Below are 21,186 nucleotides of genomic sequence, written 5' to 3'. Positions count from 1 at the left end.
GCGGTGGGCGCGCCGTTCAAAAAATTCGAGGCTCACGGCAGCGGCGGCCCGCGCATCCGCGAAATTCCGATGCGCATGGTGCTGCCCAATCTGGTCACCGTGCTTGCCATCTGTGCCGGCCTGTCCGGCATCCGCTTCGGCTTCGAGGGCCGTTTCGAGCCGGCTGTGGTGATGGTGCTGCTCGCCGCCTTCCTCGACGGCATAGATGGGCGCCTGGCGCGCATGCTGAAGGCGACGTCCAAATTCGGCGCGCAGATGGATTCGCTCGCCGACATCGTCAATTTCGGCGTCGCCCCGGCGCTGGTGCTCTATGCCTTCCTGCTCGACCGCGCGGGATCGCCGGGCTGGATCGCAGTACTGCTGTTCGCCATCGCCTGCGGTTTGCGGCTGGCGCGCTTCAACGTGCTCGACGAGGACAATGATCGCCCGATCTGGCAGAGCGAATATTTCGTCGGCGTGCCGGCGCCGGCAGGCGCCGTGCTGGTGATGCTGCCGCTCTATTTGTCGTTCCTGCGCGTTGGCATTGAGCCCAGCCGCCCGGCCGCCTTCGTCGCCACCGGCTTCACCATCCTGGTCGCCTTCCTGCTGGTCAGCCGGCTGCCGGTCTACTCCGGCAAAAGCCTGAAAGTGCCGGGCGACAAGGTGCTGCCGATCATCCTTGCGGTCGTCCTCTACGTGCTGCTGTTGATGACCTATCCCTGGTACACGCTGACCGCCTCGGTCGCGGGCTATCTCATCTTCCTGCCGTTCAGCGTGCGCGCCTATACAAAACGCGCCCTGCGCGAGGGCGAGAAGGTGCCGCCTTCGGATATCGGCTGACAGGCCCCTGTCGGAACCTGCCGGGCATCTTGACCGTTATGTCTCAATATAGGCGAGCGGGAGAACCCCGTCGCGCCAAGTCGGCAGGCATGAGCGGCGAGGTGCGGCGTCGCGGGAACGCTAAGCCCGCAAGCGACTTGCGTCAGGCAGGACCTGAAGAAGAGCGAGGAGAAATGGCTGTCATCCTCATCGGCGCGTTACTCACTGTCGCTGGCGTTGTGTACATGGCGGGTGCGGTCCTCGGGCGCGGGCGGCTCAGCGATCCGAAGTCCTCTCGCGCGACGCCGGATCGCCCGGCGCCAAATTTCGCAACGACAGGCCCGACACTCGAGCCGCGGCGGCGCGGGCTCGGTTTCTTCGGCCTGTCGCAGAACTGGCCGGGCCTGCTGATGATGGGGGTCGGTCTTATCATGCTGTTGTCGGCGGCGGTCCTTTAAACGAGGGCCTCTCAGGCCGCAGCACTCAGCCCCAGCCGATCGATCGCCAATTTGCGGGTCGAGACATAGTCGGTCTTGCCCGAGCCCAGCACCGGGATCTCCTCGACCTTGACGATGTCGTTGGGCACCATCAGCTCGGCAGCACCGGCCTGCTTGCCGAACTTGCGCAATTCGTCAGGATCGGCGTCGTCGGCGGTGGTGACCAGCACGATGCGCTCGCCGCGCCTCTTGTCGGGCACCGCCACCGCGGCGTGGCGCTCTTCCGGCCACAGCGACTGCACCAGCATCTCGACCGCGCCGAGCGACACCATCTCGCCGGCGATCTTGGCGAAGCGTTTTGCCCGGCCGCGAATGGTGATGAAGCCCTCGCGGTCGACCGAGACGATATCACCGGTATCGTGCCAGCCGTCCAGCGGTTGCAATTCGCCGGGGCGGTCCGCCGTCATGTAGCCCATCATCAAATTCGGCCCGTCGAGCCACAGACGCCCGGCATCCTCGATGCCCTCGACCGGTTCGAGCTTCATGCGCATCGCCGGCAACGGCCGCCCGACCGTGCCGTCGCGGCCATGGATGGCGGTGTTGACGGCAACCACGGGAGCCGCCTCGGTCAGTCCGAAACCCTCGATGATCGAGGCATCGAACCGCTCGCGGTAGACGCGCCGCGTCTCAGGCTTCACCGCTTCGGCGCCGGCAACGACGAAGCGCAGGCTGGAGAAATCGCCGTCCTCGGCGGTGCGGGCGTAGTTGGCGAGGAACGTGTCGGTGCCGAACATGATGGTCGGCTTCACCTTGCGCGCGATCTCCGGGATGATCTTGTAGTGCAGCGGCGAGGGGTAGAGGAACAGCTTTACCCCAGTCACCAAAGGCAGGATGGTGCCGCCGGTCAACCCGAAAGAGTGAAACACCGGCAGCACGTTGAGCAGGATGTCGGACGGCGAGATGGTGATGCGCGCCTCGGCCTGCATGGCATTGGCGTGGAGATTGCGGTGCGACAGCACCACGGCCTTGGGCGTGCCTTCCGAGCCTGAGGTGAACAGGATCACCGCCGGCTTGGCGGCGTCCTGCCGTTGCAGCGGGAACCGCCACAGCACTGCGGCGGTGAGCTTTTCCAGCGCGGTGACGCTTGCGCGCACATCCTCCAGCCACAGCATTTTGGCGCCGCCGGCCTCGACCGCGGCAATGATGTCGGCAAGCCCGGCCTTCTCGACGAACGCGCGGGAGGAGATCACCGTTCGGATCACTGCCGTGCGCACCGCGGCGGTGACGCTCGCCGGCCCGGCGGTGTAGTTGATCAACGCCGCTACCCGGCCGGCTGATAGCAGGCCGACAAAGGACAGCACCACGCCATTGGCGTTGGGCAGCAACACCCCGACCGCTTCGCCGGGTGCTGTCACCGCCTCGAAACGGCGGCCGAGCACGCGCGCGCCGATGAACATTTTTCGGTAGCTGAGCGAGCCGCTGATCACATCCTCGATGATCGGATGCGAGGCACCGGTGCGGTCCGCTGCATCGCGCATGGCCAGGAACAGGCCGCGATCGAGGTTGCTGCCGAAAAGCCTGGCCTCGGCGATGCGGTCGAACAGCGCATTGGTGTTGGAAGCCTGGTCGGGATTGCGCGCCACCAGTTCGGCAATCGTCATCGGCTCCAGCACGCTGATCGACAGTTGTGGGAACCAGTGGCGGAGCGCCCGGTCCTTTGGCGTCAAGGACACCGGCAGGTCGCGCGCGCCGGCGACGAAGATCGGCACGATGGCGGCGTCGGCCTGCATGGCAATGCGGGTGACGGCACGGAAGAGGCGAAATGACTTCACATCGGGCTCGACATCGTCGGGCAGATAGACGGCAAGCCGGCCTTTGCCCTTCAGCACCCTGACCAGCCGGCGGCTGACGAAGAGATGCTCGGCATTGAAGGCGATGGTGCGGCCAAGCTCGCGCCACGGCTCCAGCCAGGGCGAGCGCGCCGAGGCCTCGTCGAGGATGTGCAGCGTGTCGTCGGGCAGCAGCGACAGCATCAGTGCCGGCTCGAAGCGCGACTGGTGCGAGACCACATAGATCACCGGCGTCGGCGCGTTGCGGGCAATGCGGATGCGCCGGTCCTCGATCCGGTAGGCAAGCTTGAACGGCACGTAGAGCAGCGCCTGGGTGAAGCGCAGGTCGAGGCGAAAGGTCTCGATCGCGGCAATCAGCAGCCAGGCCAGCACGAGGCCTGCAAGCAGCGCCAGTGTCAGGATCATGCCGCGCCTCTCCCAATGTTCCGGTATCGCGGCTCTTCGTCCGCTTCGCCGCAGAGGGTAGCGCAATGGGGGGCAAGGTCAATGTCGAGCCTTTTTCCTTCTCCCCGTTCACGGGGAGAAGGTGCCCGAAGGGCGGATGAGGGGCGGGCGCTGCGCTCGTTGGCTTCCTCAAGCCGCCTTCAACCGCCCGCTGATGAACCGGAACTCCTGGCTCTTGCCGCCATAACCGTAGGCAGCCGCTGGCACCTCGTGCACGAAAGCATAGCTCTCCTCATGCACGCCACCCAGCAACTGGCCAAAGGCAGCAAAGATCGCCTTCAGATAGGCCTCCAGCTCCAGCTTGGTGTTGGTGCCGTCGACCACCTTGATGTCGAGCCAGAAGGTGTTGGCGCCGTGCTCGGCCAGCGACTTGCCGCCGGCGAACCAGTGCTGCGGGTCGACATAGCTGACGGCGACGGCGGTGATCGTCGGATCCTTGCGCAGATGGGTTGCGGTCAGGCTCGTGATTTCCTTGGCAATAGAGGCGGACAGCTTGGCGTCGGGCATGCCGGTGACGCTGATGTTGATGATCGGCATTTTTCTCTCCTTCGGTTGAGCGGCGTCTGTTTGCCGTTGGAGAGACCATGCCATCATCCTAGAATCAAAAAAATCGAATTGTTTCGAACAAAAGGTTCTGTATTATCGAAGTATGCAAGCGCTCGATCCCGATCTGCTCAAAACCTTCCTTGCCTTTGTCGATAGCGGCTCGCTGGCCCAGGCTGCGTCCGCTGTCGGCCGCTCGCCCTCGGCGGTGACGGCCCAGATGCAGCGGCTGGAGGAGGTCGTCGGCGAACCGTTGTTGGTGGCGCAGGGGCGTGGCCGTGGGCTGACGCCGGCCGGCGAGGACCTGGTCGGCCATGCCCGTCGCATCCTTGCCGTGCACAGCGAGGCCTGGCTGGCACTGAAAGGCGCGCGTGCCGCCGGCCGCGTCGCCATCGGCACCACGCAGGATTTCGCCGATAGCGGCCTGCCGGAGTTGCTGCGCGCCTTCGCCACCAGCCATCCGCGCGTCAGGATCGAACTGCGCGTCGGCCGCTCGGCTGAGCTTGGCGACGCGCTCCAGACCGGGCAGCTCGATCTGGCCATCATCATGCGCAAAACCCCGGCCAATGACGAAGTCGGGCTGTTCAGTGAGCCGATGCTGTGGCTGTGCTCGCAAAAGGGGCTTGCCGTACGGGAAGAGGAATTGCCGCTGGCGCTGCTCGACCCCTATTGCGGTTTTCGCGAAGCAGCACTCGCAGCCCTCGATGCCGCCGGCCGCCGCTACCGCATCGCTGCCGGCAGCGCCAGCCTTGCCGGCCTGCGAACCGCGGTCAACGCCGGCATAGCGCTAACCTTGCGCACCGCGCGCTTTGCCCATTCCGGCATCGTCGAAGCGCCGCGCGAGCTCGGCCTGCCGCCGGTGCCGATTGCGCAATTCGCCATAAGGCTCGGTCAGGGCGCCGAACGGCCGGCGCGCGACCTTGCCGCCTTGCTCAGCGACAATCTCGCTTTGCCCGGCCTCACCAGCTGATTTCCCCTTACCGGCTGATATCCAAAGAAAAAGCCGACCTTTACGGTCGGCTTTAAGGAGGACGGGTCGAGGGGTTTGGGGGGACTTGGGGGGTGACCCGTCGCACCAATAATGCCTGAGCAGAATGATGGTTCCATGACTCCGAAAATAATTATGGGGTTGCCGCACTTTTTCTCGCCACCAGCCAATCACGCCCGGCATGGGCAAGAACCGCGCACAGCACGATGGCGCCGCCGATCAGGCTGGCGGCCGGTGCGATCTCGCCCAGGAACAGGAAGGCGAACAGGATCGCGAACGGCACTTCGGCCGCACCGAGCAGGCCGGATTCAGGCGCCGGGATCAGCCGCGAGCCCTCAGTCCACAGGATCGAGGCCATTGCAAACGACCCTCCGAAGGCGACAAGCAGCACGGCATCCCGAGCCGAAACCGCCAGCGGGTCGGTGACGAACCAGCCGAACACGAACAAAAGGAAGGCCGACACCGCGCCTGCCCACACCACCGGCGTGTCGCGAAAGGCGCGCACCATGATCATGTAGAGCGCGCTGCCGGCGGTCATCAGCAGTGCGAGCCCATCACCGAACAGATGGCCGCTGCCGAAGCCGGAGCCGACCATGATCGCCACGCCGCACAGCGACACGGCTGCGGCAACAAGCGTTTGCGCCCGGAAAGGCTCGCGCACCAGCACGAAGGCGAGCAGCGCGGTGATGAAGGGTGCGGTGGCATAGATGACCGCCACATTGGCGACATAGGTGAACTTGAACGCCGAGATGAAGGCGATGCTGGCCGCGGCACCCTCGACGGCCAGCAGCCAGCCGCGCCATCCGAGCCTGAGGCTCTCGGGTCCGCCCGAGCGGCGCCTACGCCACAGCACATAGAGCGTGATCAGAATCGACCCGACGAAACCGCGCCAGCAAGTGATGGTCAGCGGGTCGGCATGGATCGATTTAGTCAGCACCCCGGTCAGGGCGAAGAAAGCCGCCGACGCCGACACCAGCGTGATGCCGAGGGTGCGCCCGGCGGCGATGCTGGCCGCGCTATTCATGAGCGTGTCGGGCTTGTCGAGGGAATCCGTCATGTCACCAGACTACGCTTGCTGTCCTGGCACCTTGCTGTCAGCAGGGGGCATCATCCCATGGCTCAGCCGGCGCGCCTCTCCGCCAGCTTCGGGCTTACGTTGGGGCAGGGGCCGGCGGCATTCGCCGATGCTTACAAAGGGCTTTTACGCGGACAAAAGCCACTTAACAGTGGTCGCTGACGCTATTGCGCGCGGCGGCGGACGCGCATGTTCGGCGTCTTGCAATGCTGGACGGCCCCAGCCCAATCAGGTAATTTTGAGGCTCGCGGATTGATCGGCGCGGCTCACCCCGGCAGCGGACTACGGAGAGGGCGCGCCAACGCGTGCGCTGCATAAGTTCGGGAGTTTCGATGACCGAAGTGATCGATCGACTGGTGACGGCGATGAACGCGCATCATCTCGACGCTGTCACCGCTCTCATCCACGAGAACTATCGGAGCGTACAGCCGGCGCACCCGGGCAGAGCCTTCGTTGGGCGTGACCAGATGCGCGCCAACTGGGAGGCCATGTTCACGGGAATACCTGACTTCCACGCGGCGGTCACGCGCTCGGTCCAAGACGGTGACACGACCTGGATCGAATGGCATTGGTCAGGGACTCGCAGCGACGGGCAACCCTTCGAAGTGCGCGGGGTCACGCTGTTCGAGATCATCGACGGTCAGATTGTGGCCGGGCGATTGTATCTGGAGGACGTCGAGCGCCAGGTTGTCGGCATCGAAGACGCGGTTGAAGCCCTCTCCGGGCGCCGTCCGCCAACGGCCAGCAGTGGAACCGGTTCGTGACCTCGCCACCTCACTGCGTTACCTGGTAGAGCTCCGCAACGGCCTCCTTCAGCGCGCGCCTTCCGTCCGGCCTGAAATACATCATGTGGCCGCCCTCTATGACGTCGAGGCGGATAGGCTTGGTGTTGGCGAGCGTCGGGACCTGGTTGACCAGATAGCGCGAGGCGAGATAGGGCGTGACCAGGTCGGTTTCGCCATTGACGATCACCACGCCGAGCGCCGGGTTCAGCGAACGTGCGCGCTGCAGATCGTCCATCACCCCGGCATAGCCTTGCCGGGAGCCGCCATAGTCCCAATTGTGGGTGACATCGCCATTGAGCAACCGGTAGCTGACGTCGGTGCGAAAATTCAGCTCGTCGCGTGCATAGGAGACGAAGGCCGAGGTCAATGCCGGCACGCTGCGGTCGAGCACCGGATCCGGACCGACGATGCGCGCGCTCTCGGGGGCGATATCGCTGGTGGCGATCGTGCCGTCATAAGGACTGAGCACCTTGCCGCCGGCGCGTTGGAATTCGCGCGCGAAAAGGCCGGTCGGGATGCGAGCAAAATTGCGCTGCACGAGCTCGAGCGGCAGGCCGGTGATCTCGGCCACGCGCTGGCTGGCCAGCCGCCCGCCCTGTTCCAGCCCGCTGGTCAGAGCGGTGAGGTAGTCGCCCAACGCATAGTGCTCGACCCCGGCGAGTTTCTCGCGCAGCGCCTCGCCGCTGACGCCTTCGCTGCGCAGCCGCACCGCCGCCAGCGAGGGCAGTTCCAGCGCCCAATGCAGCGGCTGGAATTCGTCCGGCAGCACCAGCGTGAATTCCAGCGCCGGCGAGATCAGCACGATGCCGTTCGGGCTCAGGCCGACATCCTCCTGCAGGGTCCTAGCGAGGAGTGCTGCCCGGAACCCGCCATAGCTTTCGCCGGCAAGGAAGAGCGGCGATCCGGTGCGGCCGTTCTGGGCGAGATAGAGCCGGATGAAGGCGCCGATCGAACTGGCGTCCTGGCTGACGCCCCAGAAGTCCTTCGTGTCCTGGCCGGGCGCCTCGCGGCTGTAGCCGGTGCTGACCGGATCGACAAAGACGAGATCGGTCATATCGAGCCAGCTGTCGGGATTGTCGATCAGCTTTTGCGGCGGCGGCAGGAATTGGCCGTCGGCCCCGGTCGCGATGACGCGCGGGCCGAGTGCGCCGAGATGCAGATAGGCGGACGCCGCGCCGGGGCCGCCATTGAAGACGAAGGTGATGGGACGAACCTTCTCCGCGCCCGCCGATGGCGGCAGCGTGTAGGCGACATAGAAGATTTCCGCCGTGACCTCGCCCTTGCCGGACAGCAGCGATAGCGTCCCGGCCTTTGCCTGGTAGTCGAGGTTGCGCCCGGCAATGGTGATCGAATGGCTGGTGATCTGCGGCGCCGGCAGCAGCGAAAGCACGCCGCCGGCAGGGGCGGGGCGCTCGGGCGTTTCGGCTAGGGTCGGGTGCGCGAAGGCGACAAGCACCAGGAGAATTGCGGGAATGAGCTTCAGCTTGGCACGCATGACACCTCCGGGAATGGCTCCCGCATAGGTATGGTCTGGGCGGTCGAAGTCAAAGTAACTATTCGCGGCGTCGTGGCCCCTCTGTCCCGCCGGCATATCAGTGCTATCAAAGCGTGAAGGACTCGAAAGGACAGACCATGGACGCCACCGCACTCAAAGCCATGCAGGCGCCGCTGAAGGATGCTTATCGCGGCGATGCCGCGCAGGCGCTGATCACGCTTCGCGCCAGGGGCTCGATCGACGACCAGTCGATCGCTTGCAAGGTCGAGACGGGCAGGGCGCTGGCCGTGGCCGGGCTGCATCCGGCAACCGGTGGCTCAGGGCTCGAACTGTGTTCGGGCGACATGCTACTCGAGGCGCTGGTGGCGTGCGCCGGCGTGACGCTCAAGGCGGTGGCGACGGCGCTGGAGTTCAGGCTCGGCGCGGCGACCGTCGAGGCTGAGGGCGATCTCGACTTTCGCGGCACGCTGGGTGTGGCCAAGGATGCCCCGGTCGGCTTCCGCACCATCCGGCTGAATTTCAACCTCGACACAGATGAGCCGCAGGAGCGCATCGATTCGCTCATCAAGCTGACGGAACGCTATTGCGTGGTATTTCAGACGATCAACAGCAAGCCGGAGCTGGTGGTAAGTGCGCGGCGCTAATCTCCCCCCTCGAGGGGGAGATGTCGCCGAAGGCGACAGAGGGGGTCGCCGCGCGTAGAGCGCCAACTTCTTCTGTCGGCGAAGGGGCGTCGCGTCAGGACGTACCGACCCCCTCTGGCCTGCCGGCCATCTCCCCCTCGAGGGGGGAGATTAGGCTACTGCGCCGCGGGCTCTTCCGCATCGCCCTCATCCGTAAACGGCGAGGCGCTTGGCACGCAGTTCACCGCCCAGCCGGCCGGCGTCGGCTGCTTCTGGTACTCGGTGATGGCGTTGGTGCACTGTTCGCGGGTGTCGAAGGTGCTGGGCAGCACCACCATGCCGCCTTGCGGGCCGGCGATCACCAGGTACCAGACCAATGCTACGCTGGGAGCAGCCATGGGAATTCCTCGCTTTGCTGGATGTCGGATTCGGGTCGAACCCTAGCAACTCCCGGCTGATGGCGAAAGCAGGGCGAAGGGGGAGCGGCCCGCCGGAGCATCACAGACCCGTGAACGAGCCACGCCCTCTATTGCGCTCAGTTCACCGCAAAGCAGTAGAACAGGCCGTCGCCGCCGGTGCCTTTCAGCGCCTCCTGGCTGCAGCCGCCGCGCGAGGCGTGCGAGGAGTTCCAGGATTTCGCCGCCGCCGACTCGTCCAGCCCGGTGCGGTCGTGATGGCCCATCATCGCCGCGCCCTCCGCGCCACTTAGCGTCCAGTCGCCGCAGGTCTGGTCGGCGATCTTGGTGCCGTCGGGCTTCGAGCCGGTCAAAATGTCGTGCCGGTTCGGCTTGTCGCCGCGGCCGTTGACCACTTCGCCCTTCTCGTTCAGTGCCGTCTGCTTGGTGATGGCGTTGACGTCGCCGTGCAGCGAGGCGACGTCATCGGCGATCTTTTCGCCCTTGGCGTTGATCCACGGACCCTTGCCGATGCGGTCGCGCGCGTCGACGTCGGCGGTCGAGAGATAGGCGTGCCATTCCTTGCCGGTAGCCCCGGCCGCTTCCGCCAGGGACGCGCAATGGGCGTCCGCACCCTTGAGACCGCCGAGATCGGCGCCCTTCCCGGACCCGACACTGGTGACGAAGAAGCTCATCTTGGCGTCTTGGGCGAAGGCTGCGCCAGCCGTGGCGGCAATCGCTGCGGCGGCAACGAGAAGAAGTCTGCGCATGTCGGTCCTCCGGTTTCGAATGTCCTACATTCGAAGAAACGTAACTGGAGGCCTGTTTAATCCCGCTTCAGCCCAGCTTTTATTCCGGCTGCCGGTAGGCGACGAAGCGGTTGTGCCTGGCCTGGAAGATCAGCCCCGTCTCCTTCAGCTCGGGGCTGGCCAGCGGCACAATGCGCTTCGCAATCTCCGATGGATGCGGCAGCGTCTCCGGATCTTCGCCCGGCGCGGCCTGCGCGCGCATGGCAGTGCGCGTGGCGCCGGGGTCGACGGCATTGATGCGCAGCGCCAGGCTTTGCGTCTCATGCGCCCAGGAGCGCATCATGGCTTCCACGGCCGCCTTCGATGCCGCATAGGGCGCCCAGAAGGCGCGCGCCGAATGCGCGGCTCCCGAGGACATGAGAATGGCGCGGCCGGCGTCGGAGAGCCTGAGCAGCGGGTCGACCGAGCGGATCAGCCGCCAGGTCGAGGTGACGTTGATGGTCATCACCTTCTCGAAGGTCTTCGCCTCGACATGGCCGATCGGCGAGATGACGCCGAGCACGCCGGCATTGGCCACCAGTATGTCGAGCTTGCCCCAGCGCTCATGAATGGCACCGCCCAGCCGGTCGATGCCGGCCATGTCGGCAAGATCGAGCGGCACCAGCGTCGCTTCGCCCTTGCCGGTCTTGGCGCGCTCGGCCTTGATCTGGTCGTCGAGCTCTTCCAGCCCGCCAACCGTGCGGGCGACCGCAATCACATGCGCGCCGGCGGCGGCAAGTTCTTTCGCGATAAAATAGCCGATGCCGCGCGAGGCGCCGGTAACGACCGCGACGCGGCCGGAGAGGTCGAGGGTCATGCGAGCGCTTTCAAGGATGGCAGTTGGGCTTTAGGCCCCGTTGTTCGCCAGCAGCGACAGCGTGCGCACATTGTCGTGGCCTTCGAAGTCGAGCAGGCGGGTCGGGTACTGACCGGTGAAGCAGGCGTCGCAGAATTGCGGCTGCTCGTTGTTGCGGCCGGCCTCGCCGACGGCGCGGTAGAGCCCGTCAATGGTGAGGAAGCCGAGTGAATCGACGCGGATGAACTCGGCCATCTCCTCGATCGACATGCGCGATGCCAAAAGTTTCGACTTCTCCGGCGTGTCGACGCCGTAGAAGCACGACGCACTGGTCGGCGGCGAGGCGATGCGCATATGCACTTCCCGGGCGCCGGCATCGCGCACCATCTGCACGATCTTCTGGCTGGTGGTGCCGCGCACGATGGAATCGTCGACCAGCACCACGCGCTTTCCCTCGATCATGCGGCGGTTGGCGTTGTGCTTCAGCTTGACGCCCATATGGCGGATCGAGTCACCCGGTTGGATGAAGGTGCGGCCGACATAGTGGTTGCGGATGATGCCGAGTTCGAAGGGAATGCCGGCAGCCTGCGAAAAGCCGATCGCCGCCGGCGTGCCGGAATCCGGCACCGGCACGACGATATCGGCCTCGACCGGGCTTTCCTGCGCCAGCTCGGCGCCGATGCGCTTGCGCACCTCATAGACATTGCGGCCTTCGACCGAGGAGTCCGGACGGGCGAAATAGACATATTCGAAGATGCAGAAGCGGGTCTTCTGCGGCTCGAAGGGGAACAGGCTCTCAATGCCCTTCGAGGTCACGACGACCATCTCGCCGGGCTTCAGGTCGCGCACGAAGCGGGCGCCGATAATGTCGAGCGCGCAGGTTTCGGAGGCCAGGATCCAGGCGCCGTCGAGGTCGCCCAGCACAAGCGGACGAATGCCGAGCGGATCGCGACAGCCGATCATCTTCTTGGAGGTCATCGCCACCAGAGAGAAGGCGCCTTCGACCTGGCGCACGGCGTCGATGAAGCGCGAGTTGAGATCGCGCTCCTTGCTGGTCGCGACCAAATGCAAAAGCGTTTCGGTGTCGGAGGTCGACGAGAAGATCGCGCCCTGTTTCTGCAGGGCGCGCTGCACGGTCATGGCGTTGGTGAGGTTGCCGTTGTGAGCGACGGCAAAGCCGCCATCGGCGAGTTCGGCGAAGAAGGGCTGGATGTTGCGCATGCCGGCGCCGCCGGTGGTGGCGTAGCGCGTGTGGCCGATGGCGCGATTGCCTTGCAGGCTGTCGATGACATGCTGCTTGGTGAAGGTGTCGCCGATCAGCCCGACATGGCGTTCGACATGGAACTGCGTGCCGTCATAGGAGACGATGCCGGCCGCTTCCTGGCCGCGATGCTGCAGTGCATGCAGGCCAAGTGTGACGATGGCTGCGGCGTCCTGCCGGCCGAAAATACCGAACACGCCGCATTCGTCGTGAAAATGATCGTCTGCTTCGGCGGAAAGCACGTCGTCTGCGTCTGCCTTCGAAACTGCCATTGGGCTCAAGCTCCGCTAAAATGGCCATATAAGGCGAGAGCGCCGCGAAAGCAACGCACGCCGTGCGCCGTTCACATCATAGTCAGCCCATAAATGGCGCCCGCCCAGTGGGCGCCATACCGTTCCAGGTCAGTTTGCCGGCGCGGCCGGGGCCGGAGCAGCGGGCTGTGTCGGTGCATTGTCGGCCGGAGCGTCTGTCTCGTCGTCGGGCGCCGGCGCATCCTCGCCGGCTGCCGGCGCATCCGCCGCCGGTGCATCGGCTGCCGGGGGCGTCTCGGGTGCCGCCGGCTGATTCGGGTTGAGCTTCTTCAGGATGGCGTTTTCCGGATCCTCGGGCAGCAGGCTTTCCAGCTTTGCGCCGATGGTCTCGAGCAGCGGCCTCGACTTGGCGTTGGCGATCCAGGCCGGAGCTTTGGCGCCGGCCAGCCAGTTGAAGAACAAGAGCGCCACCGCGACGACGAGGATGCCGCGCGCCGCGCCGTAAAGGAAGCCGAGCGTACGGTCGAGCGCGCCGATCCTGGAATCGATGATCCAGTCGGCAAGCTTCATGGTGATGACGGAAACGACGATCAGCGCGATGACGAAGACGATGCCGGCGGACGCCGCCATGGCGATCTTGTCATTTTCGACATAGGGCTGAACGTAAGGCAGCACCGGCTTGTAGAAGAAGAACGCCGCCGCGGCGGCCGCGGCCCAGGAGACGACGGACAGGATTTCGCGAGACAAGCCGCGAACCATGGCGAGCATCGCCGAGACCAGGGTGAAGCCGACGAGAATTCCGTCAAGCAGCGTAATCGGCATGTTGTTCGCCCCACTCCGATTGTCTTTTCACGGCTCGGCCGAGCCGTGTCATTCTTCCTCGTCGACACGACTGCGCCGTGAGCCGGCTATGCGCGCCACGAGATCGGCAAGTTCGGTTGGCTGGAAAGCGCCGGCCCCGATCCCCCCGACAACCTCCTCGCTGCCCAAGGGCAGAACCGCACTTCCAAAACCCAGCTTTTCGGCCTCTTTAAGGCGCTGTTGCGCATGCGCAACCGGCCTCACTGCGCCCGACAGGCTGATTTCGCCGAAATAGACGCAATCGGCGGGAAGGGCAAGACCGGTGAGCGACGAAACCAGTGCAGCCGCCACCGCCAGATCGGCAGCCGGCTCGGAAATCCGGTAGCCGCCGGCGACGTTGAGATAGACATCATGGGTGCCGAAGCGCACCCCGCAATGGGCCTCGAGCACGGCCAAAATCATCGACAACCGCGCGCCGTCCCAGCCGACGACGGCGCGGCGCGGTGTGCCCAGCGACGACGGCGCCACCAGCGCCTGGATCTCGACCAGCACCGGCCGCGTGCCTTCCATCCCGGCGAAAACCGCAGCACCCGGCGATTTCGCATGGCGTTCGCCGAGGAACAGCTCCGACGGATTGGCGACTTCGCGCAAGCCCTTGTCCGACATTTCGAAGACTCCGATCTCGTCGGTCGGCCCGAAACGGTTCTTCACCGTGCGCAGGATGCGGTAGTGGTGGCCGCCTTCGCCTTCGAAATAGAGCACGGCATCGACCATGTGCTCGACGACGCGCGGGCCCGCGATCTGGCCTTCCTTGGTGACATGGCCGACCAGCACAATGGCAGCGCCGGTGGATTTGGCATAGCGGATCATCGCCTGGGCGGCGGCGCGCACCTGGGTGACAGTGCCGGGCGCCGAATCGGCCATGTCGGTCCACAGCGTCTGGATGGAATCGAGGATGACGAGGTCCGGCCTTCTGCCGTCGGCGATTGTTGCCAGGATGTCCTCGACATTGGTCTCAGCGGCAAGTTCGACGGGTGTGTCGGCGACGCCAAGCCGTTGCGCGCGCAGCCTGATCTGGGCGACGGCCTCTTCGCCCGAGACATAAACGATGCGATGGCCTTTTGACGCCAGTGCTGCTGCGGCCTGGGTGAGCAGCGTCGATTTGCCGATGCCCGGATCGCCGCCGACCAGCAGCGCCGAGCCGCGCACGAAACCGCCGCCGGTGGCGCGGTCGAGCTCCCCAATGCCCGAAATGATGCGCGGCGCGTCCTCGATGTCGCCGGACAGGCTGGTCAGCACCACGGCGCGGCCCTTGCGGGCATTGCGCGTGTTGGCCGGCCCCGAACCAATGCCGCCCGACGTACCTTCCTCGACGAGGGTATTCCACTCGCCGCAAGCATCGCATTTGCCGGCCCAGCGCTGATGCACCGATCCGCAATTCTGGCAGATGAACTGAACGCGGGATTTAGCCATCAGGCGCGGCCGGCGATCAAAGAAAGACAGGTTAGCGGGACAGCGCCCCCCTCTGTCCGGCAGGACAGAGGAGGGCGCCGTGGAGAGCTGCCCTTCCAGATCTTTGATGCGACTTCTGACAAGCGGCTACTCAAACCTCTCCGCGATATGATGCTCTTCGGCGAGGTCGGAAAACCGGGTGAATTCGCCCTGGAAAGCGAGGCTGACCGAACCCGTCGGGCCGTGGCGCTGCTTGGCGACGATGACTTCGGCCTTGCCGCGCATCTCGTTCATCTCGTGTTCCCACTTGATGTATTCGTCGGTGCCGGGCTTGGGTTCGCGGTTCTTCAGATAATATTCCTCGCGATAGACGAAGATCACCACGTCGGCGTCCTGCTCGATCGAGCCGGATTCGCGAAGGTCGGACAGCTGCGGGCGCTTGTCTTCGCGGCTTTCGACCTGACGCGACAGCTGCGACAGCGCGATGATCGGCACGGAAAGTTCCTTGGCCAGCGCCTTGAGACCGGTGGTGATCTCGGTGATTTCCTGCACGCGGTTCTGCGAGGCCTTGGCGCTGGAACCCTGCATCAGCTGGATATAGTCGATGACGATGAGGTCGAGGCCGCGCTGGCGTTTTAGCCGTCGCGCCCGGGCGGAAAGCTGCGCGATCGAGATACCGCCGGTCTGGTCGATGAACAGCGGGATCTTCTGCATGGTCTGCGAGCAGGCGACCAGCTTTTCGAAATCCATCTCGGAAATCTCGCCGCGGCGGATTTTTGACGATGGAATCTCGGTCTGCTCGGAAATGATACGGGTCGCCAGCTGTTCGGACGACATTTCCAGCGAGAAGAAGCCGACGACGCCGCCATTGGCGGCCTTGAACGAACCGTCAGCCTGCTGCGCCGGCACATAGGCCTCGGCGATGTTGAAGGCCATGTTGGTGGCGAGCGATGTCTTGCCCATGCCCGGACGGCCGGCGATGATGATCAAATCGGAGGGCTGCAGCCCTCCCATGCGGCGGTCGAGATCGCGCAGGCCGGTTGCGATACCCGACAGATGGCCGTCGCGCATATAGGCGGCGTTGGCCATGTCGACGGCGGTCTTGACGGCGTCGGTGAAGCTCTCGAAGCCGCCATCATAGCGGCCGGTTTCGGCCAGTTCGAACAGCCGCCGCTCGGCATCCTCGATCTGCTCGGACGGCGCCATGTCGACCGGCGCGTCATAGGCGATGTTGACCATGTCTTCGCCGACGGTGATCAGCGCACGGCGCGTCGCCAAATCGTAGATGGCGCGGCCATAGTCGGTGGCGTTGACGACGGTGACTGCTTCGACCGCCAGACGCACCACATATTGCGCCACCGTCATGTCGCCGACCTTCTCGTCGGCCGGCAGGAAGGTCTTCAGCGTGATCGGCGTCGCCACCTTGCCCATGCGGATGAGTTCGGCCGCGACCTCGAAGATCTTCCTGTGCAGCGGCTCGTAGAAATGGCCGGCCTTGAGGAAGTCGGAGACGCGGTAGAAGGCATCGTTGTTGACGAGGATGGCGCCGAGCAGCGCCTGCTCGGCCTCGATGTTGTTTGGCGCCTCACGATAAAGCGGTTGCTCCGCCACGCCGAATTTTCGTGCTGCCTCTGCCATGATGTCCCCGATTTCGATCCCGGCTTCTCGATACCAGAACGCGAAAGATCCGATGCTGACTTATATGCATCAGTTGCGTCCAATCGGCGTTGATGCCCGCTGTCCACAGGGGACGGCAAACCGTCCACAGGACAGAATTCCCGTGCTCTGATTCCGATTGACTCGCCAGATGGTGATTGTATTGGTTCGACCGGAACGAAGCAAGAACAATCTCGGCGGCTATCCGCTTCTCTCGTCCAACGTATCGCCCCAGTCCAACCGCCGCGCTTGCTTGAACAGCTCGCCGTCGCGCTTGGTGAAAAGCGTCTCGCCGGCGCTGCCGTCCGGCCGGCACAATTTGAGCAGCACCTTGCCGGAGCCGGCTTTCGGCGGCGCTATGACGCGCGCGGCGCGGGAGGCCGCGGGCTGCCGCGACGCCGCGACGTAGATGAACTTCTCGTCCTCCCAGGGCACTTCGGCATCCTTGGCCAGGCGATGCAGGCGCGAGCGGGCGACGCGGCGCGAAAAATGGCACCAGTCTGGCGGCTCAAGCGGGCAGGGGGCGTCGTGGGGGCAAGGGGCCAGCACATTCGCGCCGGCCTCAAGCAATTGCCGGCGCACGGCAAGGATGCGCTGCCAGCCAGCCGGCGTGCCCGGCTCGACAATCAGCAGCGTGTCGGCGGTCAACTGCCAGAGCCGGGCGACAAGCTTCGGCAGCGATGCCGGCGCGATCTCGTCCAGCACATAGGCGCAGGTGACGAGATCGGCGGACTTGAGATCGGCAAGGTCGATGGTGACGTCGCCGGCGCGCCAGTCGATGCTCGCGGCGATGGCGTCTAGAGCGAGCGCCTGGCCGACCTTGCGCACCGCGGCGCTGGCCTCAAACAGCACCGCCTGTTGGAGATCAGGCCACTGGTCCGTGGTGGCCCAAAGCACCGTGCCAGGGCCGGCGCCGACATCGAGCAAGGTTTTTGGCTGGAAATCGGGCAGCGTCCCGGCGAGCGCATCCAGGCTGGCGCGCACCGCGGCATAGGTCGCCGGCAGCCGTGTCGCCAGATAGGCTTTCACCGCCATCTCCTCGGCCATGTGTAGGCGGCCGTCGCGCAGTTCGGCACGGTAGCGGTCGGACAGCGTCCTGGCCGCCTGGCGCAACGCCGGCAGCGGTATCGTTTCGAGCAGGCGCTCGACGCCTTGTCTGAGCGGTGCCGGAAGTTCCACGCTCAGGCTCCCCGCGGTGCGAGCAGGATGACCGAGGCGCCGGCGATCCCGGCAGGGGCGGCTGCGATGGAGAGGAGGGTGGTCATCAAAAAAGGCCTCGCAAAAACGAGACCTTTTTCCGTGTCAGAACCGGCAATGGCAAGCGGCAATCCGCAATCGAGGCGTTATTCCCGATCCGCCACCTTGCGGCGGCGCGCCGGCTTGGGAGCCGCGGACCTTGTGGCAACCGACCTTGCAGCAGCCGACCGGGCAACAGCAGGCTCGGCGGCCGCCGTTTCCTGGCGATGCCCCATGTCGCGCATCTCCAGCGCCTTTTCGCATTTGGCTATGTAGTCGCGCGTCATCGGCAGCGTGTCGTTCTTCTTGGTAATCTGGATCTGGAAGATCACCAGATCCTGCCAGCGGAAGGCGGCTTCCGAGGCGGCCAGATAGAACTCCCACATGCGGCAGAAGCGCTCGTCATAGATCGCCTTGGCCTTGTCGCGGTTGGCGGCAAAGCGCTGGCCCCAGTGCTTCAGCGTATCGGCGTAGTGCAGCCGCAGAATCTCGATGTCGGTAACCACCAGCCCCGACTTCTCGATCGCCGGCATCACCTCCGACAGCGACGGGATGTAGCCGCCCGGGAAGATGTATTTGCGGACGAAGGCGCTGGTCGCCCACGGCACGCCCGAGCGGCCGATCGTGTGCAAGAGCATGACGCCATCCGGCTTCAGCAGCGTTGCCGACTTGTCGAAGAAGGTGCGGAAGTGGTTGACGCCGACATGCTCGAACATGCCGACCGAGACGATGCGGTCGAAGCGTTCGTTGAGTTCGCGGTAGTCCTTCAGGTCGAAATGCACCCGGTCCTGGAGGCCTTGCGCATGCGCCCGGTCGGTGGCGACACCGTGCTGCTCGGTGGACAGCGTCACGCCTTGAACGTCGACGTCGAAGGCCTTGGCGAGGTAGAGGCCGAGCCCGCCCCAGCCGGAGCCGATGTCGAGCACGGTCTGGCCGGCCTTCAGCCTGAGCTTGGCGGCGATGTGGCGCTTCTTGGCGACCTGCGCCTCGTCGAGCGTCATGTCCGGCTGCTCGAAATAGGCGCAGGAATACTGCATGTCCTCGTCGAGGAAGAGCCGGTAGAGGTCACCCGACAGATCATAGTGACGCTGCACGTTGCGGCGTGAGCGCGAGGCGGTGTTGATCTGCTGCAGGCGACGGAAAGCGTGGCGCAGGCCCTCGATCGCTTTCGACCAGGTGGCGTCGATGCCGCCGCTGCCCATGTTCTGGAAGGCGATGCGCATCAGGCCGAGAACGCCGCCTTCAAGGATGTCGAGTTCGCCGTCCATGTAGGATTCGGGCACCGCCAGCATCGGATCGAAGGTGATGGCGCGTTCGGCGTGCCTGGTCTTGATATGCATGTGCACCGGCTCGCCGCTGCCGTCACCGAAAACCACGGCCGAGCCCTTCGGCCCGGTGACTTTGAGATTGCCCGTACGCACCAGGCGGTCGAGAACGCGCTTCAGCAGAATATTCATCACCAAATGTCCCCTCACGGTCAGACTGGCGGGCCAATTCTGCAACAATATATAGGGGTTCGAAAAGTTCCATTTGGTACAAAAATGCCCGGGCGAGAGGCCCGGGCATTGGTCCACAAAGGCTGGATGACGACAATGTGATTGGGAGCGCTGCTCCTTCGCTTGTCGTTAAGCGATCAGGCGTTGTCTTCGCCGCCTTCGAACTCGGTATTCGGGTCGAAGAAGTTCTCCGGCCGCGCATTGTCGTTGATGTCGTCGCCATAGATGGCTTCGGCGGTGGTCAGCGTTTCGCCCTTGGCCTGACGCTCGGCTTCATCGGCCGTGCGGGCGATGTTGAGGCTGATGGTGACCTCGACTTCCGGATGCAGCGCGATCGCCACATTGGTGACGCCGATGGTCTTGATCGGCTGGTTGAGCTGGATCTGGTTGCGGTTGACCGAGAAGCCTTCCGCCGTCAGCAGATCGGCGATATCGCGGGTCGACACCGAACCGTAGAGCTGGCCGGTCTCGCCGGCCGAACGCACGGCGATGAAGCTCTTGCCGTCGAGCTTTTCGGCAACCTGGCTGGCTTCCGACTTGCGTTCGAGGTTGCGGGCTTCGAGCTGGGCGCGCTGGCCTTCGAACTTCTTCTTGTTGGCTTCGTTGGCGCGCAGCGCCTTGCCCTGCGGCAAGAGGAAGTTGCGGGCAAAGCCGTCCTTGACCTTGACGGTATCGCCCATCTGGCCGAGGCGGGAAACGCGTTCGAGAAGAATGACTTCCATGGTTTTGTTCCTTCGTCTGGACACCGATCACAAGGTCGGCGCCGAATTGAGTGGAACAGGTCAGGAAGCTCTGAGCGCCTTGGCGCCGGTGTCGCTGTCCTGCCTGTCGCGGCAGTTAGAGGCTTTTCACCTCAACTCGGGATTTCAATGCATGTCGCGCAAAGTGGGTCCCGGTTTTGGGACAACGACATGCATCATCAAAATACTCCCTGCGGCGCCCGTCGCCGTGGGAGAATAGAGCGGGCGGCGAACCGCCCGCTCGAAAGTCTTAGCGAACCACGTAGGGCAGCAGGCCGAGGAAGCGGGCGCGCTTGATCGCCTTGGCGAGTTCGCGCTGCTTCTTCTGGCTGACGGCGGTGATGCGCGACGGCACGATCTTGCCGCGCTCGGAAATGTAGCGCTGCAGCAGACGCACGTCCTTGTAGTCGATCTTGGGCGCGTTGGCGCCGGAGAACGGGCAGGTCTTGCGGCGGCGATGGAACGGGCGCCGGGTCGGGATCTGATTGATGTCGACCATTATTCTGCACCCCCTTCAACGCCTTCGCGCGGACGGCGCGGACCACGATCGCCACCGGCGTCGCCAAATGAGCGCGGCGGACGATCGCCACGGTCGCCGCGATCACGATCGCCAAACGAACGCGGACCACGATCGCCACGGTCGCGGTCGCCGAAGCCGCCGCGTTCCGACCGCTCTTCGCGCTTCTGCATCATGGCCGACGGGCCTTCCTCATGCGCCTCGACCTTGACGGTCAGGAAACGCAGCACGTCTTCGGACAGACCCATCTGGCGCTCCATCTCGTTGAGCGCTGCCGGCGGGCAGGTGAGGTCCATAAGCGTGTAGTAAGCCTTCCGGTTCTTGTTGACCCGGTAGGTGAGGGACTTCAGTCCCCAGTTCTCGACCCGGCCGACGGACCCGCCATTTGCGGAGATGACGCCCTTGTACTGTTCGACAAGCGCATCGACCTGCTGCTGCGAGAGGTCCTGCCGGGCAAGGAACACATGTTCGTATAGAGCCATAGTGGTTCAGTGCCTTTCTTCGTTTCTCTCCCGGATCCTCGCGGCAAAAGCCTCTGCAACTTCTCTGACCCGCTGGTCCCGAAGGGGCGGGGAAGAAAGGAGCATTTCGAGACGGTCGAGAGCGGAGACACGGGAGGCGGAAGCGCTTCTGGCTTCACACGCCGCTTTCCCCTAGGAAAACAACGGCCCTCCGTTCAGCCCCCAGCAAGGACCGGCAGATTGCGGGCGTCTATACAGCAATTTGGCGGGAAGGCAAGGGTGGGGCACCGTTCCAGAC

General features: G+C 64.8%; 22 protein-coding genes. 6 read left to right on the top strand and 16 right to left on the bottom strand.

The window, feature by feature from the left end; genetic code table 11:
- The first annotated feature begins 3 nt into the window (after nucleotides 1–3).
- Nucleotides 4–819 carry a CDP-alcohol phosphatidyltransferase family protein gene (locus AC1DXM_RS18625; protein WP_352585029.1) on the top strand — a complete coding sequence of 272 codons (816 nt, stop codon included), beginning with the start codon at nucleotides 4–6 and terminating at the stop codon, nucleotides 817–819.
- Nucleotides 820–992: 173 nt separating this feature from the next.
- Nucleotides 993–1,256, top strand: coding sequence for a hypothetical protein (locus AC1DXM_RS18620; RefSeq protein ID WP_477234980.1), 264 nt, complete (start codon nucleotides 993–995; stop codon nucleotides 1,254–1,256).
- 11 nt (nucleotides 1,257–1,267) lie between these two features.
- On the opposite strand, the gene AC1DXM_RS18615 is transcribed toward AC1DXM_RS18620, so the two are convergent.
- Entirely contained in the window at nucleotides 1,268–3,490 is a 2,223-nt protein-coding gene (locus tag AC1DXM_RS18615) for an AMP-binding protein (RefSeq protein ID WP_477234978.1), read from the bottom strand.
- A 168-nt stretch (nucleotides 3,491–3,658) separates the two neighbouring features.
- A complete protein-coding gene (locus tag AC1DXM_RS18610; RefSeq protein WP_477234976.1) occupies nucleotides 3,659–4,066 on the bottom strand; it encodes a tautomerase family protein in 408 nt (135 codons plus the stop codon).
- A 112-nt stretch (nucleotides 4,067–4,178) separates the two neighbouring features.
- Between AC1DXM_RS18610 and AC1DXM_RS18605 the strand changes: the two genes are divergently transcribed.
- Nucleotides 4,179–5,042, top strand: coding sequence for a LysR substrate-binding domain-containing protein (locus tag AC1DXM_RS18605; RefSeq protein WP_477234974.1), 864 nt, complete (start codon nucleotides 4,179–4,181; stop codon nucleotides 5,040–5,042).
- 151 nt (nucleotides 5,043–5,193) lie between these two features.
- On the opposite strand, the gene AC1DXM_RS18600 is transcribed toward AC1DXM_RS18605, so the two are convergent.
- Nucleotides 5,194–6,084: a DMT family transporter gene (locus tag AC1DXM_RS18600; RefSeq protein WP_477235048.1), complete on the bottom strand. Its 891-nt coding sequence runs from the start codon at nucleotides 6,082–6,084 to the stop codon at nucleotides 5,194–5,196.
- Nucleotides 6,085–6,467: 383 nt separating this feature from the next.
- Here AC1DXM_RS18600 and AC1DXM_RS18595 point away from each other — a divergent pair, with 383 nt between their 5' ends.
- Nucleotides 6,468–6,899, top strand: coding sequence for a nuclear transport factor 2 family protein (locus AC1DXM_RS18595; protein ID WP_352585038.1), 432 nt, complete (start codon nucleotides 6,468–6,470; stop codon nucleotides 6,897–6,899).
- Nucleotides 6,900–6,909: 10 nt separating this feature from the next.
- On the opposite strand, the gene AC1DXM_RS18590 is transcribed toward AC1DXM_RS18595, so the two are convergent.
- Nucleotides 6,910–8,415, bottom strand: a complete 1,506-nt coding sequence (locus AC1DXM_RS18590) for a S10 family peptidase (protein ID WP_477234972.1) — start codon at nucleotides 8,413–8,415, stop codon at nucleotides 6,910–6,912.
- A 137-nt stretch (nucleotides 8,416–8,552) separates the two neighbouring features.
- Here AC1DXM_RS18590 and AC1DXM_RS18585 point away from each other — a divergent pair, with 137 nt between their 5' ends.
- Nucleotides 8,553–9,059 carry an OsmC family protein gene (locus AC1DXM_RS18585; RefSeq protein WP_477234970.1) on the top strand — a complete coding sequence of 169 codons (507 nt, stop codon included), beginning with the start codon at nucleotides 8,553–8,555 and terminating at the stop codon, nucleotides 9,057–9,059.
- A gap of 155 nt (nucleotides 9,060–9,214) precedes the next feature.
- On the opposite strand, the gene AC1DXM_RS18580 is transcribed toward AC1DXM_RS18585, so the two are convergent.
- The 10 genes from AC1DXM_RS18580 to rplI form a co-directional block, all read right to left on the bottom strand.
- Nucleotides 9,215–9,436, bottom strand: coding sequence for a hypothetical protein (locus AC1DXM_RS18580; protein ID WP_023689120.1), 222 nt, complete (start codon nucleotides 9,434–9,436; stop codon nucleotides 9,215–9,217).
- Between the two features lie 137 nt (nucleotides 9,437–9,573).
- Nucleotides 9,574–10,203, bottom strand: a complete 630-nt coding sequence (locus AC1DXM_RS18575) for a hypothetical protein (RefSeq protein ID WP_477234967.1) — start codon at nucleotides 10,201–10,203, stop codon at nucleotides 9,574–9,576.
- 79 nt (nucleotides 10,204–10,282) lie between these two features.
- The gene (locus AC1DXM_RS18570; protein ID WP_477234965.1) at nucleotides 10,283–11,038 is read right to left on the bottom strand and encodes an SDR family NAD(P)-dependent oxidoreductase; all 756 of its coding nucleotides are present in this window, start codon (nucleotides 11,036–11,038) and stop codon (nucleotides 10,283–10,285) included.
- A gap of 30 nt (nucleotides 11,039–11,068) precedes the next feature.
- Nucleotides 11,069–12,550: an amidophosphoribosyltransferase gene (gene purF / locus AC1DXM_RS18565; protein WP_477234963.1), complete on the bottom strand. Its 1,482-nt coding sequence runs from the start codon at nucleotides 12,548–12,550 to the stop codon at nucleotides 11,069–11,071.
- Between the two features lie 129 nt (nucleotides 12,551–12,679).
- Nucleotides 12,680–13,351 (bottom strand): CvpA family protein, encoded by a 672-nt coding sequence (locus AC1DXM_RS18560; RefSeq protein ID WP_477234961.1) that lies wholly within the window; start codon nucleotides 13,349–13,351, stop codon nucleotides 12,680–12,682.
- A 48-nt stretch (nucleotides 13,352–13,399) separates the two neighbouring features.
- Nucleotides 13,400–14,803 carry a DNA repair protein RadA gene (gene radA, locus AC1DXM_RS18555; RefSeq protein ID WP_352557966.1) on the bottom strand — a complete coding sequence of 468 codons (1,404 nt, stop codon included), beginning with the start codon at nucleotides 14,801–14,803 and terminating at the stop codon, nucleotides 13,400–13,402.
- 126 nt (nucleotides 14,804–14,929) lie between these two features.
- Nucleotides 14,930–16,420: a replicative DNA helicase gene (locus tag AC1DXM_RS18550; protein ID WP_477234959.1), complete on the bottom strand. Its 1,491-nt coding sequence runs from the start codon at nucleotides 16,418–16,420 to the stop codon at nucleotides 14,930–14,932.
- Nucleotides 16,421–16,639: 219 nt separating this feature from the next.
- Nucleotides 16,640–17,617, bottom strand: a complete 978-nt coding sequence (locus AC1DXM_RS18545) for a small ribosomal subunit Rsm22 family protein (protein WP_477234957.1) — start codon at nucleotides 17,615–17,617, stop codon at nucleotides 16,640–16,642.
- Between the two features lie 164 nt (nucleotides 17,618–17,781).
- Nucleotides 17,782–19,131, bottom strand: coding sequence for a class I SAM-dependent methyltransferase (locus tag AC1DXM_RS18540; RefSeq protein ID WP_477234955.1), 1,350 nt, complete (start codon nucleotides 19,129–19,131; stop codon nucleotides 17,782–17,784).
- 176 nt (nucleotides 19,132–19,307) lie between these two features.
- Nucleotides 19,308–19,892 carry a 50S ribosomal protein L9 gene (gene rplI / locus AC1DXM_RS18535; protein WP_142867758.1) on the bottom strand — a complete coding sequence of 195 codons (585 nt, stop codon included), beginning with the start codon at nucleotides 19,890–19,892 and terminating at the stop codon, nucleotides 19,308–19,310.
- Here rplI and AC1DXM_RS18530 point away from each other — a divergent pair.
- Nucleotides 19,891–20,130, top strand: a complete 240-nt coding sequence (locus AC1DXM_RS18530; protein ID WP_477234953.1) for a hypothetical protein — start codon at nucleotides 19,891–19,893, stop codon at nucleotides 20,128–20,130. The two genes, rplI and AC1DXM_RS18530, sit on opposite strands and share 2 nt — an antisense overlap.
- Nucleotides 20,131–20,160: 30 nt before the next feature.
- On the opposite strand, the gene rpsR is transcribed toward AC1DXM_RS18530, so the two are convergent.
- Both rpsR and rpsF read right to left on the bottom strand, forming a co-directional pair.
- Nucleotides 20,161–20,409 (bottom strand): 30S ribosomal protein S18, encoded by a 249-nt coding sequence (gene rpsR / locus AC1DXM_RS18525; protein WP_006203718.1) that lies wholly within the window; start codon nucleotides 20,407–20,409, stop codon nucleotides 20,161–20,163.
- On the bottom strand, nucleotides 20,409–20,909 hold the full coding sequence (gene rpsF, locus AC1DXM_RS18520; RefSeq protein WP_112560792.1) for a 30S ribosomal protein S6: 501 nt from the start codon (nucleotides 20,907–20,909) through the stop codon (nucleotides 20,409–20,411). The genes rpsR and rpsF overlap by 1 nt, the downstream gene beginning before the upstream one ends.
- Between the last annotated feature and the right edge of the window lie 277 nt (nucleotides 20,910–21,186).

It is taken from the genome of Mesorhizobium sp. P3_A2 (assembly GCF_056403115.1).
The sequence above is the reverse complement of the archived record's forward strand: the minus strand, read 5'-3'. Positions and strand labels throughout refer to the sequence as shown.

Excerpts from the sequence above, each read along its gene's own strand:
- AC1DXM_RS18620 (WP_477234980.1), top strand. The coding sequence starts at position 993 with ATGGCTGTCATCCTCATCGGCGCGTTACTCACTGTCGCTGGCGTTGTG.
- AC1DXM_RS18615 (WP_477234978.1), bottom strand. The coding sequence starts at position 3,490 with ATGATCCTGACACTGGCGCTGCTTGCAGGCCTCGTGCTGGCCTGGCTG.
- AC1DXM_RS18610 (WP_477234976.1), bottom strand. The coding sequence starts at position 4,066 with ATGCCGATCATCAACATCAGCGTCACCGGCATGCCCGACGCCAAGCTG.
- AC1DXM_RS18605 (WP_477234974.1), top strand. The coding sequence starts at position 4,179 with ATGCAAGCGCTCGATCCCGATCTGCTCAAAACCTTCCTTGCCTTTGTC.
- AC1DXM_RS18600 (WP_477235048.1), bottom strand. The coding sequence starts at position 6,084 with ATGAATAGCGCGGCCAGCATCGCCGCCGGGCGCACCCTCGGCATCACG.
- AC1DXM_RS18595 (WP_352585038.1), top strand. The coding sequence starts at position 6,468 with ATGACCGAAGTGATCGATCGACTGGTGACGGCGATGAACGCGCATCAT.
- AC1DXM_RS18590 (WP_477234972.1), bottom strand. The coding sequence starts at position 8,415 with ATGCGTGCCAAGCTGAAGCTCATTCCCGCAATTCTCCTGGTGCTTGTC.
- AC1DXM_RS18585 (WP_477234970.1), top strand. The coding sequence starts at position 8,553 with ATGGACGCCACCGCACTCAAAGCCATGCAGGCGCCGCTGAAGGATGCT.
- AC1DXM_RS18580 (WP_023689120.1), bottom strand. The coding sequence starts at position 9,436 with ATGGCTGCTCCCAGCGTAGCATTGGTCTGGTACCTGGTGATCGCCGGC.
- AC1DXM_RS18575 (WP_477234967.1), bottom strand. The coding sequence starts at position 10,203 with ATGCGCAGACTTCTTCTCGTTGCCGCCGCAGCGATTGCCGCCACGGCT.
- AC1DXM_RS18570 (WP_477234965.1), bottom strand. The coding sequence starts at position 11,038 with ATGACCCTCGACCTCTCCGGCCGCGTCGCGGTCGTTACCGGCGCCTCG.
- purF (WP_477234963.1), bottom strand. The coding sequence starts at position 12,550 with ATGGCAGTTTCGAAGGCAGACGCAGACGACGTGCTTTCCGCCGAAGCA.
- AC1DXM_RS18560 (WP_477234961.1), bottom strand. The coding sequence starts at position 13,351 with ATGCCGATTACGCTGCTTGACGGAATTCTCGTCGGCTTCACCCTGGTC.
- radA (WP_352557966.1), bottom strand. The coding sequence starts at position 14,803 with ATGGCTAAATCCCGCGTTCAGTTCATCTGCCAGAATTGCGGATCGGTG.
- AC1DXM_RS18550 (WP_477234959.1), bottom strand. The coding sequence starts at position 16,420 with ATGGCAGAGGCAGCACGAAAATTCGGCGTGGCGGAGCAACCGCTTTAT.
- AC1DXM_RS18540 (WP_477234955.1), bottom strand. The coding sequence starts at position 19,131 with ATGAATATTCTGCTGAAGCGCGTTCTCGACCGCCTGGTGCGTACGGGC.
- AC1DXM_RS18530 (WP_477234953.1), top strand. The coding sequence starts at position 19,891 with ATGGTTTTGTTCCTTCGTCTGGACACCGATCACAAGGTCGGCGCCGAA.
- rplI (WP_142867758.1), bottom strand. The coding sequence starts at position 19,892 with ATGGAAGTCATTCTTCTCGAACGCGTTTCCCGCCTCGGCCAGATGGGC.
- rpsR (WP_006203718.1), bottom strand. The coding sequence starts at position 20,409 with ATGGTCGACATCAATCAGATCCCGACCCGGCGCCCGTTCCATCGCCGC.
- rpsF (WP_112560792.1), bottom strand. The coding sequence starts at position 20,909 with ATGGCTCTATACGAACATGTGTTCCTTGCCCGGCAGGACCTCTCGCAG.